Annotated in this window: 16 protein-coding genes; 10 read left to right on the top strand and 6 right to left on the bottom strand. The window is 56.8% G+C overall.

All coding sequences use genetic code 11. From position 1 onward, the window contains the following. Positions 1-345 carry a YbaB/EbfC family nucleoid-associated protein gene (locus ACR0IU_RS10620; RefSeq protein WP_170545118.1) on the top strand — a complete coding sequence of 115 codons (345 nt, stop codon included), beginning with the start codon at positions 1-3 and terminating at the stop codon, positions 343-345. Positions 346-409: 64 nt separating this feature from the next. Beyond that, a complete protein-coding gene (gene recR, locus ACR0IU_RS10615; RefSeq protein WP_170780804.1) occupies positions 410-1003 on the top strand; it encodes a recombination mediator RecR in 594 nt (197 codons plus the stop codon). A gap of 23 nt (positions 1004-1026) precedes the next feature. On the opposite strand, the gene ACR0IU_RS10610 is transcribed toward recR, so the two are convergent. Together ACR0IU_RS10610 and ACR0IU_RS10605 are read right to left on the bottom strand one after the other, a co-directional pair. Continuing rightward, positions 1027-1509: an SRPBCC family protein gene (locus tag ACR0IU_RS10610; protein WP_480716221.1), complete on the bottom strand. Its 483-nt coding sequence runs from the start codon at positions 1507-1509 to the stop codon at positions 1027-1029. Next, complete coding sequence (locus ACR0IU_RS10605) at positions 1502-1840, bottom strand: ArsR/SmtB family transcription factor (RefSeq protein ID WP_260023239.1); 339 nt, start codon at positions 1838-1840, stop codon at positions 1502-1504. Before ACR0IU_RS10605 ends, ACR0IU_RS10610 begins: the two co-directional genes overlap by 8 nt. Before the next feature lie 149 nt (positions 1841-1989). Between ACR0IU_RS10605 and ACR0IU_RS10600 the strand changes: the two genes are divergently transcribed. Then, positions 1990-2478, top strand: a complete 489-nt coding sequence (locus ACR0IU_RS10600; protein WP_480716220.1) for a hypothetical protein — start codon at positions 1990-1992, stop codon at positions 2476-2478. Here ACR0IU_RS10600 and ACR0IU_RS10595 read toward each other — a convergent pair. Then, positions 2475-3116, bottom strand: a complete 642-nt coding sequence (locus ACR0IU_RS10595; protein ID WP_480716219.1) for a ribonuclease T2 family protein — start codon at positions 3114-3116, stop codon at positions 2475-2477. The genes ACR0IU_RS10600 and ACR0IU_RS10595 overlap by 4 nt on opposite strands. A 130-nt stretch (positions 3117-3246) precedes the next feature. On the opposite strand from ACR0IU_RS10595, the gene ACR0IU_RS10590 reads away from it, so the two are divergent. Next, positions 3247-4008 carry a DUF1013 domain-containing protein gene (locus ACR0IU_RS10590; RefSeq protein WP_170476161.1) on the top strand — a complete coding sequence of 254 codons (762 nt, stop codon included), beginning with the start codon at positions 3247-3249 and terminating at the stop codon, positions 4006-4008. 54 nt (positions 4009-4062) lie between these two features. Then, the gene (locus ACR0IU_RS10585; protein ID WP_170780809.1) at positions 4063-4452 is read left to right on the top strand and encodes a hypothetical protein; all 390 of its coding nucleotides are present in this window, start codon (positions 4063-4065) and stop codon (positions 4450-4452) included. 42 nt (positions 4453-4494) lie between these two features. Here the strand turns inward: ACR0IU_RS10585 and ACR0IU_RS10580 are convergent, their stop codons facing one another. Beyond that, positions 4495-5526: a permease gene (locus tag ACR0IU_RS10580; protein WP_170780810.1), complete on the bottom strand. Its 1032-nt coding sequence runs from the start codon at positions 5524-5526 to the stop codon at positions 4495-4497. Beyond that, positions 5519-5827: an ArsR/SmtB family transcription factor gene (locus ACR0IU_RS10575; protein WP_170476167.1), complete on the bottom strand. Its 309-nt coding sequence runs from the start codon at positions 5825-5827 to the stop codon at positions 5519-5521. The genes ACR0IU_RS10580 and ACR0IU_RS10575 overlap by 8 nt, the downstream gene beginning before the upstream one ends. 125 nt (positions 5828-5952) lie before the next feature. On the opposite strand from ACR0IU_RS10575, the gene pdxR reads away from it, so the two are divergent. The 5 genes from pdxR (at position 5953) to ACR0IU_RS10550 (ending at position 13932) form a co-directional block, all read left to right on the top strand. Continuing rightward, positions 5953-7413 carry a MocR-like pyridoxine biosynthesis transcription factor PdxR gene (gene pdxR / locus ACR0IU_RS10570; RefSeq protein ID WP_170476169.1) on the top strand — a complete coding sequence of 487 codons (1461 nt, stop codon included), beginning with the start codon at positions 5953-5955 and terminating at the stop codon, positions 7411-7413. Between the two features lie 124 nt (positions 7414-7537). Continuing rightward, positions 7538-9313 carry a sulfoacetaldehyde acetyltransferase gene (gene xsc, locus ACR0IU_RS10565; protein ID WP_480716218.1) on the top strand — a complete coding sequence of 592 codons (1776 nt, stop codon included), beginning with the start codon at positions 7538-7540 and terminating at the stop codon, positions 9311-9313. 169 nt (positions 9314-9482) lie between these two features. Then, complete coding sequence (locus tag ACR0IU_RS10560) at positions 9483-12299, top strand: molybdopterin oxidoreductase family protein (protein WP_480716217.1); 2817 nt, start codon at positions 9483-9485, stop codon at positions 12297-12299. Beyond that, the gene (locus ACR0IU_RS10555; RefSeq protein WP_480716216.1) at positions 12296-13045 is read left to right on the top strand and encodes a 4Fe-4S dicluster domain-containing protein; all 750 of its coding nucleotides are present in this window, start codon (positions 12296-12298) and stop codon (positions 13043-13045) included. The genes ACR0IU_RS10560 and ACR0IU_RS10555 overlap by 4 nt, the downstream gene beginning before the upstream one ends. Beyond that, on the top strand, positions 13045-13932 hold the full coding sequence (locus tag ACR0IU_RS10550) for a dimethyl sulfoxide reductase anchor subunit family protein (protein WP_480716215.1): 888 nt from the start codon (positions 13045-13047) through the stop codon (positions 13930-13932). The genes ACR0IU_RS10555 and ACR0IU_RS10550 overlap by 1 nt, the downstream gene beginning before the upstream one ends. Positions 13933-14064: 132 nt before the next feature. Here ACR0IU_RS10550 and dapA read toward each other — a convergent pair whose 3' ends face one another. Next, entirely contained in the window at positions 14065-14937 is an 873-nt protein-coding gene (gene dapA, locus ACR0IU_RS10545) for a 4-hydroxy-tetrahydrodipicolinate synthase (protein WP_480716214.1), read from the bottom strand. Between the last annotated feature and the right edge of the window lie 121 nt (positions 14938-15058).

The following is a 15058-nucleotide window of genomic DNA, read 5'->3' as shown; positions in this document are numbered from 1 at the left end:
ATGCTTAAAGGACTCGGCGGCCTGGGTGACATGGCCAAAATGATGAAATCTGCACAGGACTTGCAGAGCAAGATGACCGAGATGCAGGAAGAGCTGAACAACCTGATGGTTGTCGGTGAATCTGGCGCCGGGCTGGTCAAAGCCACCGCGACTGCCAAGGGTGAGTTAAAAGGTCTGGATATCGACCCGTCGATCTTCAACGGCGATGACAAGGAAGTGGTCGAGGATCTCATCCTCGCTGCGATCAAGGACGCCCAGACCAAGGCGCAGGAGCGCTCGCAGGCTGAAATGGCCAAGCTGACCGAAAGCATGGGTCTGCCCGCAGACATCAAGCTGCCGTTCTGATACACCCTCCTGACGGATCAATGGCCGGGGCTTACTTACCCGGCCTCTTTGCAGGAGCTTCGCGGTGAGTTCGAACAGCGACATCGACAATCTGATCGACCTTATGGCCAAGCTGCCCGGCCTCGGCCCTCGCTCGGCCCGACGCGCCGTCCTGCACCTGATCCGCAAACGCGCCCTGCTTCTAACGCCGCTTTCAGATGCCATGCAGCAGGTGGCTGTCACTGCCCGTGAATGCCTAAACTGCGGCAATGTGGGCACAACCGATATCTGCGACATCTGCAATAGCGAAGACCGTGCAACCGGGGAACTGTGCGTCGTAGAAGACGTCGCCGACCTCTGGGCGATGGAGCGCGCCGGGGTTTTCAAGGGTCGCTACCATGTTTTGGGCGGCACATTGTCAGCACTGGATGGCGTTGGCCCGGATGAATTACGTATTCCTCGGCTAAAGGATCGGGTTCTGGCCGAGGGTATCAACGAGATCATCCTCGCCCTAAACGCCACCGTTGATGGCCAAACCACCGCACACTACATCGCCGATCAACTCGATGGACAGGTCCGCCTGACTTCCCTAGCGCAGGGCGTCCCGATTGGAGGTGAGTTGGATTATCTGGATGATGGGACGATCACAGCAGCGCTTAGGGCAAGGAAGGAACTTTAGACCGTCAGACCAAAGCCGAAGCATCATCTTTCATTGAGAACAGCATCCAGCTTCTCGAATGCTTGCTTCCATCCGCCTTCGCCTGCACTTCCGGCAGGCACACCCCGATGGACCATGGTCATGCGTGTCCTACCATCCTGTTCGAGAAGATCAATAATCACCTCGGTTATGTCTGGGCTTCCCTCGGGCATCCCCATATCTTTTGGCGAAAGAATATTCCCATCCTCGTCACATATGCTCTCGGTATAGACTAACCGGGACGGTTCTGAGATTTCTTTATAAACGCCAGTAAACCACATCCTCATGGTGGTATCCGGCGTTTTCATTTCCATACAGACCTTTCGTATACCTCCGACACGCAAATCGATCTCTGCAGTTGGAACTGAGAACCCTTTGGGCCCATACCATTTCTGGAAAAGCGCCGGATCGGTCCACATACGCCAGACCCGGTTCGCCGGAGCCTGGAATTCCTGCACAATTCGCACCCAGTTTTCTGAGTCACTCATCATTCAAATCCTTTATTTCGCTAAGTAGTTTTTCCATCGCTTCAAACCGAACCTCCCAAATATGACGATATTGGTCAGTCCAGTTTGCAATCGATTCCAAAGGCTCCGGGTTTAGTCTGCAGGGTCGGAATTGAGCGTTTCTTGAACGCTCAATCAGCCCGGCCTCTTCCAAAACACGAAGATGTTTAGAGATTGCCGGCATGCTTACATCGAACGGCTCGGCCAGTTCTTTTACTGTTGCTTCTCCTTGTGCCAATCGCGCCAGCATGGCGCGGCGCGCAGGGTGCGCAAGAGCGGCAAATGCAAAATCCAATTTTTTGTCGTCAGTCATAATCCCATTAATAAACCACATGGTTAATTAATCAACTGGTAAAATAATAGGATGAACCACCCTGCAGTTTGAATCTCTCGAATTCTCTTTGGAAGAGAATGGTTTGCGGTTACTAAGGGTCAGTGCCACTTACGATTTGGAATGATCTGATGTCCCGACTTTTTGCCTTGACCCTAGCCGCCTTCACCGCCACCGCCGCCCTGTCGCAGGAACTCATCGACAAGGGCTTTGTCGAAGGCTGGAACATCATGATGGACCCCAACCTCGGCAATGGGTGCCTGATCCAGACGGTGTATCAGGATCTTTCGGTGGTGCGGCTGGGCTATGACGCGCTGGACAATCGTGGATATTTCACCGTTTACAACAAGGCTTGGGGCGACATCAAACCAGGGCAGAGCTACCCGATCCAGTTCGAGTTGGACGGCAAAAGCTTTGACGCCACCGCCATCGGGTTCAAACAGGATCGTGTGCCCGGCGCGACGGTGTTCTTTACCGACCGGAGTTTCGTCACCTCGATTGCGCAGAACAAGACCATGACCGTTTACAACCCAGAGGGTCAGACTGTCATGGCAATTGATCTGAAAGGCACGGCCAAAGCGCTGGAATATGCGCGCGATTGCCAGAACAAAAAGCTTTAACGAATCGGATCAAACACGGCGTCTTTGGCAGTGCAGTCGCGGATAACATCCCGGCCACATGGAACGGGTTTGAGATCGCGGGACAGGCACAGGCGGACCTCTTCGATATATCCCTGCTTGCAGGTGATCGTGATCATGTCTGGTTCCAGATTGGCGTTGGCCTTGAGAAATGCTTCTTTTACCACCGAAGCAGGCAATTTGATCGACGCATCGAGTTTACGAAACACGTCGGGTCGCGTGACGCCTCCATAGGCCTTTCGTGACAGCGCAAAATAGTCTGGCGCACTCAGACCCGAGCAAGTTCCGTGCTTTTTCCATTGATGCCATGCCAGCCCGGATGAGCCCTGAATGTCCTCCATTTCCCGCGTCATACGGCGTGATGGCGGAGCCTCAACCGTGCGGCAGTAAGAGGGCCAGCCCTGGTGATATTGCGGCCATAGCCCGTGCAGGATCCATCCGTGATCGTGCCGGGCATCGCATTGATCCGATCCGCGCGCATCCCCCTCGCGGGCGCACCAATTGGGTGACCAGCTGAGCGACAGGACATAGTAGTCGAATTCTCCCGCTTGCTCGCCATCGGCCAGCGCTGCCATCGCGCTGAAGAACCACAATACCAGCCCCAGAATACCTTGGCGCATTCACCTCTTCCCTTCTTTAGCTGTCGCGACTATATAGGCCCCAAGTTCCCCGACAACGGAAACCTGCCCCAAAGCCTCGGGGCCGCCGCATTCCGGCGACGGGACAGATGTATTTATAGGAGACGGGCTGATGGCAAAACCGCTTATGGCCAAGGCAACCGCCGTATGGCTGGTGGACAACACCACGATCAGCTTCAAGCAGATCGCGGATTTCGTAGGGATGCACGAGCTTGAGGTGCAGGGCATCGCGGATGGTGATGTGGCTGCTGGTGTCAAAGGATTTGATCCGATTGCCAACAACCAGCTGACTCAGGAAGAGATTGATACCGCGCAGAACAATCCGCTGCACAAGCTGAAACTCAAATTCAACCCGGCGGCTTCAGGCGAAGAAAAGCGCCGCGGCCCGCGGTATACCCCATTGTCCAAGCGGCAGGATCGTCCGAACTCGATCCTGTGGCTGGTCAAGTTCCACCCGGAACTCAGCGATGGTCAGATCGCCAAGCTGGTTGGCACCACCAAGCCGACCATCCAGTCGATCCGCGAGCGGACGCACTGGAACATCTCGAACATGCAGCCGATCGATCCGGTTGCTCTGGGCCTGTGCAAACAGTCCGAACTGGATGCCATCGTGCAGAAGGCAGCGGCCAAGAAAGCTGCTGAAGGCGGCGTTATGAGCGATGATGAGCGTCGCAAGCTGGTGTCGACCGAGCAATCTCTGGAAATGGATTCTGCACCAAAGATCCCGACCGCGATTGAAGGCCTAGAGACGTTCTCGCTGTCCGACGAGCCTGAAGACAAAGAAGACGATGAGCCAATCGTTGATGCCGATAGCTTCTTCAACCTGCCCAAAGGTGGCGGCGACGAAGAAGACGAAGACGATCTGCGCCCCTGAGACGCTAACGGCCCTGGTACCCAATAATCGGGGTCACATTCCCAAGGGAAACTGATGCTTAGCATTCTGTCAGCAGTTTTTGGACCGCACCGCGCCGTATCGATCTATGTGTTCTTGAAATCCTGGTGGTTGGCGATCACCGGCGCCATCGCAATGATTGCCATCGTTGCAGGCTTATTGTTGCTGAATGACGACGGCAAGCACGAGCACGAAGCGTTTCTAACCGTTGCCGTTTTGTCAGCGACGCCGATTAATGGAGACCTCAAAAACGGGGTTATTGCATCGGTGCGCCTGCCTGATGGTTCGGCAACTTCGATTACGTCTACAGAAAGCCCTATTGCGCGTTCAGTGGGCACTGAGGCCTGCATCGAAAAACGTGTGTACGTGGCGAGCGGTGAGCCGCGATACAGGTTCAAGCTGCCGCGGTACTGCGAAACAGGTTAGTAAAGCAAAACCGCCCGGTGTCTGCACCGGGCAGTTTTTCATTCAGATCATCTGGAATGCGATGCCTGCGATGATGGCCCCGCTGATGCCCAGCCCTAGATAGGTTGCGAATACGCGTGGTTTAACCAGCGACCACACCGCCGCCATTGCTGGGATTGAGCTGACGGCTCCAGCCACCATGAAAGACATCGCAGCACCTGCGCTCATACCCTGTTCCATAAGGCCTGCCAGCAGCGGTGGCGCGACGTAAGAGTTCAGATAGGCCGGCATTCCGACCAATGCCGCTACAACGATGGGAACAACGCCTTCACCGCCGACGACTCTGGCAATCAGGTCCGCTGGAACATAGCTGACCAGCAGTGCTTCGAGCACGTAAGCAAAGGCCAGCCATTTCAGCAGGAATAAACCGTTGTGGACAAACTCAGCCCGAAAACGCGTGCGGCGTTCAGGCTCCTTCCAGAACTGCCATACGGGCTTGTCATCCTTCTTTGGTCCGCATCCACAGCATCCCGCTGGTTTGTATTCACGCAACGGCTGTGCGAACGCACCGCCTTTCATCAGGGCGCGTACGGCGAATCCGCCGAACAGCCCCAAGGCAACAGCAGCCACGGCTTTGCCGATCGCAAACGGCCAGCCCAACGCACCAGCTGTGATAAGCAATGTCGGCGGGTCGATAAGCGGGGAACTGAGCCAGAAAGCCATTACAGCCGATAAGGGCGCACCCAGGGCCAGCAATCCCGCGATGAACGGGATGACTTCGCAGGAACAAAAGGGCGCCAGTCCGCCAAACAAAGCTGCAAGAAAAATCATCCGCGTCTCACGCCCTTCAAACGCGCGGGCTACCATCACTTCAGCTCCGGTTGCCTTGAGGTAGGACAGCAGCAAAACGGCAAACAGGATGTATTGCCCTGTATGCGCAAGTGCCTTACCGGCAAATGTCACGATTTCGGCCCAGTTGCTTGGGTCAAGAACGGCCACCAGCACCAGGATGACCACGATCAGCGCCCACGGCGTTTTGATCAGACTGACCAGATTTCTCGCTGAAGGTTTGGGGTTTTGGGTCAACTCAGCCATCGTTCGCGGCCTTTTCCACCTCATCTGCACAGCATTCACTGAGGATGAACTGTGCGAGATTTCTCAACTCATCAAAGCAAGCCCGATTGATTGTAGTGCGCCCGATCTTTTCTTGTTCGACAACACCACCAGCAGCGAGAAACCGCAGATGATGCGCCAATGTCGACGGTGCGATGCCCGTACGAGACTGGATTTCTCCGACAGTCAGCCCGGTCTCGCCGGCGCGCACCAACGTCTTCAGAACTTTCAGCCGGGCTTCGGACCCCATGGCCGAAAAACCGGCAGCGGCTTCTTCCCACACAAGCTTTCTCCATATAACTAGCTTTCTAGTTATATAGTTCAATAACCAACCAACGTCAACCAAACAGATGCGAACAGCTATAAGTCCAGATTGCTTCCAACTTAAGTCCAGCCTATAACGACGCCATGGGCATTTCGGTCGACACGTTCTTTCTTGAGCGCAACGGGCAAGGCACGTTGCAGGCGCAGCTTCAGCAGCTGATCGCCGAAGGCATTCTTTCAGGGCGTTTTCATGTTGGCGAGAAACTGCCCTCGTCCCGCAAACTTGCGGCTCATCTGGGTGTCAGCCGGATTACCGTTACCCTTGCCTACACTGAGCTTCTGGCAAACGATTATCTGACCGCCAAAGGCCGGTCGGGATACTATGTGTCGGAAAACGCTCCGGTGCCGCCAACCTATGCCCCGGTTCGGCGTGATAACGAGAATGTAGACTGGGACCGTGCCTTTGCCCGCCGTTTTTCGGATGGCGATGTATTGACCAAGCCTAGCAACTGGCGCGATTACCGCTATCCGTTCATCTATGGTCAGGTCGACAGAAAACTGTTCGACCACGCAAACTGGCGCCTCTGTGCAGTAAGGGCGCTTGGACACAAAGATTTCCATTCATTGACCGGGGACTATGTCGACCAGGATGATCCTCTGCTGCTTGAATTCATTGCAAGACACACTCTGCCACGCAGAGGCATCGTGGCTCGGCCCGAGGAAATCCTGATCACTCTGGGTGCTCAGAACGCACTTTGGCTGGCCTCGCGCATTTTGCTTAACCGTAATCGAAGAGCCGCGATTGAGGATCCCTGCTATTACGCCTTGCGTGATCTTCTAATCCACTCAGACTGCCAGCTATCCTATCTGAAGGTTGATCGTGAGGGTTTGCTCCCAGATACGATACCGGATGATACTGACGTAATTTTCACCACTCCCAGCCACCAGTGCCCTACCACCGCAACGATGCCGGTTGATCGCCGCAATGCCCTGTTGAGCCGCGCCCGGGAATTGGACGCGATGATTGTCGAGGATGACTATGAGTTCGAGATGTCATTTCTGGGTGCACCGTCGCCAGCGCTGCGATCGATGGATCGGGACGGGCGGGTGATCTATGTAGGCAGCTTCTCAAAATCTCTGTTTCCGGGGCTTCGTCTGGGTTACATGGTCGGTTCCGAGCCCTTTATCCGCGAAGCCCGGGCACTCCGGTCACTCGTGCTGCGCCACCCTCCTGGCCACATGCAGCGCACAGCAGCCTATTTTCTGTCGCTCGGTCACTACGACGCGCAGATCAGGCGTATGTCCAAAACACTGCAACGCCGACGAGAAGCAATTGAAGAAGCGATCAAGCAGTATGGCCTGACGGTGGCAGGTCGCGGCATGCTTGGCGGCTCTTCGATCTGGATGCAGGCACCAGAACGTATCGACACGACGAAACTGGCAAGCGATCTGCAGCGTCAAAGCGTCCACATTGAACCGGGCGAGCCATTCTTTTCCGGACCGAACCGACCGCAGAACTACTATCGATTGGGGTATTCCGCAATTTCGTCAGCGCGCATCGGACCCGGCATCCAGCAAATCGCTGAGACTATTCGTCAGTCTTGAGGCGTACTGGACCTAAGTCACCACCAGTTCTGGCCCTAACGCCACAGACACCCGTACGCCAAAACCGACCAGAAAACCGGGTCCCTAACCCTGGTCCCGCCATCTATGATCGGAGATTACGCAGATGAAGATGACCACCGAAGAAGCCTTTGTAAAAACCCTGCAGATGCATGGCATCGAACATGCGTTCGGAATCATCGGTTCTGCGATGATGCCAATTTCTGACATTTTTGAGAAAGCTGGTATCACTTTTTGGGATTGCGCGCACGAAGGTTCGGGCGGAATGATGGCTGATGGCTACACCCGCGCGACCGGCAAAATGTCGATGATGATCGCCCAGAACGGCCCCGGCATCACCAACTTTGTCACCGCTGTTAAGACTGCTTACTGGAACCACACCCCGCTGCTGCTGGTCACCCCGCAGGCCGCCAACAAGACCATGGGTCAGGGCGGTTTCCAGGAGATGGAGCAGATGCGCATGTTCGCCGACTGCGTTTGCTATCAGGAAGAAGTGCGTGACCCCAGCCGTATGGCCGAAGTGCTGAGCCGCGTCATCATGAACGCCAAACGCGCGTCGGCCCCTGCGCAGATAAACGTCCCGCGCGACTTCTTCACTCAGGTCATCGACATCGATCTGCCTGCTGTTGTTGAATTCGAGCTGCCTTCGGGTGGCGCAACGGCTGTGTCCGAAGCTGCCGCGCTGCTGTCGAACGCAAAGAACCCTGTGATCCTGAACGGTGCAGGCACGGTTCTGTCGAATGGTGGCATCGAAGCGTCGAAAGTACTGGCCGAGCGTCTGGACGCTCCGGTTTGCGTTGGTTACCAGCACAACGACGCCTTCCCCGGCTCGCACCCGCTTTTTGCTGGCCCGCTAGGCTATAACGGCTCGAAAGCCGGTATGCAGTTGATCAAGGAAGCAGACGTTGTTCTGTGCCTCGGCACCCGCCTGAACCCGTTCTCGACCCTGCCGGGTTACGGCATGGAGTACTGGCCGGCAGACGCGAAGATCATTCAGGTCGACATCAACCCTGACCGTATCGGCCTGACCAAGAAGGTCTCGGTTGGTATCGTGGGCGATGCGGCAACTGTTGCCACCAACATTCTGAATCAGCTGTCTGATACAGCCGGTGACGAAGGTCGTGATGCGCGCAAAGCGAAGATCGCAGAAACCAAATCGCGTTGGGCACAAGAACTGACCTCGATGGATCACGAGCAGGACGATCCGGGCACCACCTGGAACGAACGTGCCCGTGCTGCCAAGCCGGACTGGCTGAGCCCCCGTAAAGCATGGCGCGCAATCCAGTCCGCTCTGCCAAAAGAGGCGATTATCTCGTCCGACATCGGCAACAACTGCGCCATCGGCAACGCCTACCCTTCATTCGAAGAAGGCCGCAAATATCTGGCCCCCGGCCTGTTCGGCCCCTGTGGCTATGGTCTGCCTTCGGTCATCGGCGCCAAGATCGGCTGCCCTGATGTACCTGTTGTCGGTTTCTCGGGTGATGGTGCCTTCGGCATCGCAGTTACCGAACTGACCGCCATCGGCCGCGAAGAATGGCCCGCCATCACGCAGGTTGTGTTCCGCAACTATCAGTGGGGTGCAGAAAAGCGTAACTCAACCTTGTGGTTCGATGACAACTTCGTCGGCACAGAGCTGGACACCAAAGTGTCTTATGCTGGCATAGCCAATGCGTGCGGCCTGAAAGGCGTCATCGCACGCACTCAGGACGAGTTAACCGCTGCGCTGAGCCAGGCGGTCGAAGACCAGAAGAACGGCATCACCACACTGATCGAAGCAATGATCAACCAGGAACTGGGTGAACCCTTCCGCCGTGACGCGATGAAGAAGCCAGTTGAAGTTGCCGGAATCGACGCGGCCGACATGCGACCACAGCAGGTTTGATCGCTGTAAAATCAAAGTCCGGACCGGGTTCAAACGGTCCGTCAAACAAAAGCAGAGGAAGAGGCTTTCGCGCTCTCTTCCTCTGAGTGGTTAAGCCCCGCGTTCCTACGCCCCAGAGCGTCCAACACGCGCAGGCACCAAGGCGATTCGCCACAGGGAGAGAGATAACGTGAACCAACAACCAAACCTCAACCTATCCCCGCCTGTGTCAGATGAGATTCGCCGCACCACCTGCTACATGTGCGCCTGCCGCTGCGGCATCAACGTGCACATGAAGGATGGAAAGGTCGCCTATATTGAAGGCAACCGGGATCATCCGGTGAACAAAGGGGTGCTTTGCGCCAAAGGCAGCGCAGGGATCATGCAGGTGAACGCACCGTCGCGGCTGCGCGCACCGCTCAAACGGGTTGGACCGCGCGGTTCGGGTGAGTTCGAGGAAATCAGCTGGGACGAGGCACTGGGGATCGCTGTCGGTTGGCTAAAACCGATCCGCGAAGACAATCCCGAGAAACTGGCCTTTTTCACGGGCCGCGACCAAAGCCAGAGCTTCACCAGTTTCTGGGCACAGAATTTTGGCACCTGTAACTATGCTGCCCATGGCGGGTTCTGCTCGGTGAACATGGCAGCCGGTGGCATCTACACGATGGGCGGTGCATTTTGGGAGTTTGGTCAACCTGATTGGGATCACACCAAGCTGTTCATGCTGTTTGGTGTTGCAGAAGACCACGACTCAAACCCCATCAAGATGGGCATCGGCAAAATCAAGGCCCGCGGCGCGCGTGTGATCGGGGTCAACCCAATCCGCAGTGGCTATAACGCCGTTGCAGATGACTGGGTTGGAATCACACCCGGAACCGACGGCCTGTTCATCATGTCGCTGATCCATGTGCTGATGAAGGCTGGTAAAATTGATCTGGATTACCTCAGCCGCTACACCAACGCACCGGTCTTGATCAACGCATCCGAAGGCCCGGAAAAAGGTCTGTTCCTGAAAGACGACGACGGCAAACCGCTGGTCATTGATCGCAAAACCGGCGAGTTGACAGCGTTCGACAAACCGGGCGTGCGGCCTGATCTCTCGGCAACCTACGAGAAAGATGGGGTCACGCACCGTCCGGTTTTCCACCAGATGGCAGAACGCTATCTGGCCGATGAATACGCGCCCGAAGCAATTGCCGATAAATGCGGCGTACCAGCGAACCGTATTCGAGCGATCGCAGCCGAACTGGCCCGTGTGGCCTTTGATGAAGCCTTCGAACTGGACCATGAATGGACCGATTTCCGGGGCGAAAAACACTCGAAGATGATCGGTCGCCCCGTCGCGATGCACTCGATGCGCGGCGTCTCGGCCCACGCGAACGGCTTCCAGACCTGCCGCGCCCTGCATGTGTTGCAGATCCTGCTTGGGACCGTCGAAGTCCCCGGCGGTTTCCGCTTCAAGCCACCCTACCCCAAGCCGGTCGAAGCGCATCCGACCCCGCACTGTAAGGTGACGCCGAATACACCTCTGGACGGGCCGCATCTAGGTTTTGTCCGCGGCCCCGAGCACCTCGCGCTTAAAGAAGACGGCAGCCCAGCGCGGATCGACAAGGCGTTTACATGGGAAAACCCGATGTCCAGCCATGGGCTGATGCATATGGTGATCTCGAACGCCCATTCAGGCGATCCCTACAAGATCGACACGCTGTTCATGTACATGGCGAACATGTCCTGGAACTCGACCATGAACACCAAAGGTGTCATGGAGATGCTGACGGATAAGGATGAGAATGGCGAATACGTGATCCCGCACATCATCTATTCCGACGCCTACAGTTCGGAAATGGTGGCCTATGCCGATCTGATCCTGCCCGACACCACCTATCTGGAACGGCACGACTGTATCTCGCTGCTGGATCGCCCGATCTGCGAAGCCGAGGCAGCCGCAGACGCGATCCGCTGGCCGGTGATTGAACCCGACCGCGACGTGCGCGGCTTCCAGTCAGTTCTGATCGATCTGGCCAACCGCATGGGCCTGCCCGGCTTTACCAACGAAGACGGCAGCGCCAAGTGGGTGGATTACGCCGATTACATTGTGAATCACGAACGCAAACCCGGCATCGGGCCATTGGCTGGTTTCCGGGGCGAAAACGGCGACAAGGAAGGCCGTGGCGAGGTCAACCCGGACCAGTTGGACCGCTATATCGAAAACGGCGGTTTCTACGTGGCCCATATCCCCGAAGGGGCCGACTATTATAAGCCCTGGAACAACGCCTATCAGGATTGGGCTGTTGGCATGGGTATCTATGACAGCCCGCAGCCCTACCTCTTCCAGCTCTATTCCGAGCCGATGCGCAAATTCCAACTGGCCGCCGAAGGTCACGGGGAACGCCAACCCCCAGATCACCTGCGCGCGCGGATTCAAGAGACTATGGACCCGCTGCCGATCTGGTACGAGACCGACCAGACCGGCAATGAAGGCTTCACCGTCAACGCCCTGACGCAGCGCCCCATGGCGATGTACCACAGCTGGGGCACCCAAAACGCATGGCTGCGGCAATTGCACGGACGCAACCCACTTTACGTTCCGACCAAGTTGATGCGTGAACATGGGCTGGAAGACGGCGACTGGGCCAAAGTCAGCTCTCCGCACGGTGAAATTACGGTGCCGGTCATGGAAATGGCAGCACTAAATGACAATACCGTGTGGACTTGGAACGCCATCGGAAAGCGCAAAGGCGCTTGGGCACTTCAGGAAGATGCGCCTGAGGCCACAAAGGGTTTCCTGCTGAACCACCTGATCCATGAGCTGCTGCCTCCTAAAGGTGACGGCCTGCGCTGGGCAAACTCTGATCCGATCACCGGTCAGGCCGCCTGGTTCGATCTGAAGGTAAAGATCGAAAAAGCCACCGCTCCAAGCGACTCCGAAAGCCAACCCGAGTTCGATCCGATAAAATCCCCGGTTGGCACCGGTCCCAAAAATCTGGCGTGGAAGGTAGGAAAATGACCCAACTCCCCACATCTACCGACCGCAAAATGGGTCTGGTCATCGATTTGGACACCTGCGTCGGATGCCATGCCTGTGTGATCTCTTGCAAAGGCTGGAACACCGAAAATTATGGTGCGCCTCTTTCAGATCAGGAGGCCTATGGCGCAAACCCCTCGGGTACTTTCCTCAACCGCGTGCATTCCTACGAGGTGCAGCCAGCGGAAGGGCATGCCCAACTGATCCACTTCCCCAAATCATGCCTGCATTGCGAAGACGCGCCCTGCGTCACGGTCTGCCCAACCGGCGCCAGCTATAAGCGGGCTGAGGACGGTATCGTTCTCGTTAACGAAAGCGACTGTATCGGCTGTGGCCTTTGCGCCTGGTCATGCCCCTATGGTGCGCGCGAATTGGATCAGGCCGAAGGTGTGATGAAGAAATGCACCCTTTGCGTCGATCGAATCTACAACGAAAACCTGCCCGAAGTGGATCGTGTACCCTCTTGCGTGCGCACCTGCCCGGCGGGCGCGCGTCATTTTGGAGACCTCGGGGATCCTGACAGCGATGTCAGCAAGCTGGTCGCCGAACGTGACGGTATGGACCTGATGCCCGAAATGGGCACCAAACCCGTCAACAAATATCTGCCACCCCGACCCAAGGACAAGATTGAGGAGCAGATCGACATTCTGGCCCCTCTGCTGGCCCCGGTCGCCGAAGAGCCCAAGGGCTTCCTTGGCTGGCTCGACAAGACCCTGGAGAAGCTCTGATGCACCCGGCCCCTTCCGTTATCATCTTTACCACACTGTCCGGCCTTGGCTTTGGCCTTCTGTACTTTCTGGGCTTTGGCACCCCTGACGTCTCGGGCATCACCGCTTTCGTGTTCTTCGCCATCGCCTTTGCGCTGGCGGTCGGTGGGCTGCTGGCCTCCACTTTCCACCTCGGCCACCCGGAAAGGGCATGGAAAGCCTTTAGCCAGTGGAAAACAAGTTGGCTCAGCCGAGAAGGCGTCTGCGCCGTTGCAGCTTTGTCGGTGATGGGACTTTATGCCATCGGCGTGATATTCCTTGGACAGCAGTGGACACTTCTCGGGGTTGTCGGCTCCATCCTTAGTCTCGCAACGGTCTTCACGACCTCGATGATTTACACCCAGCTCAAAACCATCCCGCGCTGGAATATGTGGGCGACCCCGGCGATGTTCATTACTTTCAGCCTTGCCGGCGGCGCGTTGCTCGCTGGTGCGGAAAGTATTGCACCCACGCTGCTGGTCGTCGCCGCCATTGTGCAACTGATTTACTGGGTCATGGGCGACAATGCGTTTCAAAACGCTGGTACCGATCTGGGCACCGCAACCGGCCTTGGCAATCGTGGCACGGTGCGTGCGTTCGAGCCGCCACATACCGGTACAAACTATCTGCTGCGGGAATTCGTGCATGTGGTCGGGCGCAAACACGCGCAAAAGCTGCGGGCCATCTCTTTCGCGCTGGCCTTCGTGTTGCCGATCCTGCTGCTTATCCTTCCAGCAGATGGCGTTGTCCTGAAACACATCCTGGCTTTGTTTGCTGTCATGTCACATCTGACCGGCGTCGCGGTTTCACGCTGGTTGTTCTTTGCGCAAGCAGAGCATGTGGTTGGGTTGTACTACGGCAAGCGCTGATGGGGGCTCTGCCCCCGTCGCGGCAGGCCGCGCCTCCCCCGAGATATTTTTAGCCAGATGAAGTTTGGATCCCGAATTGAAAAGGGCGGCACTCGATCTTCGAGGCCGCCCTTGCGATTCTGTATGTTGACTTTAGATTAGTCCAGCATGCGCCATTGCGGCTTCGATTGCGGCTTTGGTGCTGTCTTCCAGCTCGGTCAAAGGCGAGCGCACTTCGGTGCTGCATAGGCCAAGTTTGCTGAGCGCGTATTTTGCGCCGACCAAGCCAGGCTCGATGAAGATCGCTTCGTGCAGCGGCATCAGCCGGTCCTGATAATTCAGAGCCTTTGTATAATCGCCTGCCAACGTAGCCTGCTGGAATTCGGCGCAGAGCTTCGGGGCCACGTTTGCGGTGACCGAGATGCACCCTACTCCGCCATGAGCATTGAAGCCCAGTGCAGTCGCGTCTTCCCCGGACAGCTGACAGAAATCGGCCCCGCAGCTCGCGCGCTGCTGGCTGACTCGCGCAAGATCGCCGGTCGCGTCCTTGACCCCGACAATGCGGGGCAGTTTCGCCAGTACGCCCATCGTTGCAGGGGTCATGTCGATGACCGAACGACCCGGGATGTTGTAGATGATGATCGGGATATCGGCGCTGTCATGCAGAGTTTGGAAATGCGCCAGCAGCCCCTTCTGGGTCGGCTTGTTGTAATAGGGTGTTACAACCAGCGCCGCATCCGCACCGATTTTCTGTGCGAATCGAATGAACCGTATGGCCTCGACCGTGTTGTTGGACCCGGCACCAGCGATGACAGGTACGCGACCTGCGGCGGCATTGACCACCTCGGCAATCACCGTTTCATGCTCTTCATGGCTGAGCGTCGGGCTTTCGCCGGTCGTACCAACCGGTACCAGTCCGGTCGAACCTTGCTGAATTTGCCATTCGACCAAGTGTTTGAGCGTATCCAGGTCCAACGCGCCGTTGCTGAACGGGGTGACCAGTGCTGGCATTGAGCCTTTAAACATGGAACGCTCCTTAGGTGTTTTTGCGCACCGGTCCGTCACGATTGAGGGTTTGTGAGTTGATCCCGGCGGCGCAAGGTTTATCCTGCATGGCTGTATCCTTGGTTTGTTGGGGAATGCAAGG

This window comes from Ruegeria sp. CL5, assembly GCF_056536485.1.
The sequence above is the reverse complement of the archived record's forward strand: the minus strand, read 5'-3'. Positions and strand labels throughout refer to the sequence as shown.

Coding starts and splice junctions, on each gene's coding strand:
- ACR0IU_RS10610 (WP_480716221.1), bottom strand. CDS start 1,509: ATGAGTGACTCAGAAAACTGGGTGCGAATTGTGCAGGAATTCCAGGCT.
- ACR0IU_RS10605 (WP_260023239.1), bottom strand. CDS start 1,840: ATGACTGACGACAAAAAATTGGATTTTGCATTTGCCGCTCTTGCGCAC.
- ACR0IU_RS10620 (WP_170545118.1), top strand. CDS start 1: ATGCTTAAAGGACTCGGCGGCCTGGGTGACATGGCCAAAATGATGAAA.
- ACR0IU_RS10550 (WP_480716215.1), top strand. CDS start 13,045: ATGCACCCGGCCCCTTCCGTTATCATCTTTACCACACTGTCCGGCCTT.
- ACR0IU_RS10590 (WP_170476161.1), top strand. CDS start 3,247: ATGGCAAAACCGCTTATGGCCAAGGCAACCGCCGTATGGCTGGTGGAC.
- dapA (WP_480716214.1), bottom strand. CDS start 14,937: ATGTTTAAAGGCTCAATGCCAGCACTGGTCACCCCGTTCAGCAACGGC.
- ACR0IU_RS10595 (WP_480716219.1), bottom strand. CDS start 3,116: ATGCGCCAAGGTATTCTGGGGCTGGTATTGTGGTTCTTCAGCGCGATG.
- ACR0IU_RS10580 (WP_170780810.1), bottom strand. CDS start 5,526: ATGGCTGAGTTGACCCAAAACCCCAAACCTTCAGCGAGAAATCTGGTC.
- pdxR (WP_170476169.1), top strand. CDS start 5,953: ATGGGCATTTCGGTCGACACGTTCTTTCTTGAGCGCAACGGGCAAGGC.
- ACR0IU_RS10555 (WP_480716216.1), top strand. CDS start 12,296: ATGACCCAACTCCCCACATCTACCGACCGCAAAATGGGTCTGGTCATC.
- ACR0IU_RS10585 (WP_170780809.1), top strand. CDS start 4,063: ATGCTTAGCATTCTGTCAGCAGTTTTTGGACCGCACCGCGCCGTATCG.
- ACR0IU_RS10600 (WP_480716220.1), top strand. CDS start 1,990: ATGTCCCGACTTTTTGCCTTGACCCTAGCCGCCTTCACCGCCACCGCC.
- xsc (WP_480716218.1), top strand. CDS start 7,538: ATGAAGATGACCACCGAAGAAGCCTTTGTAAAAACCCTGCAGATGCAT.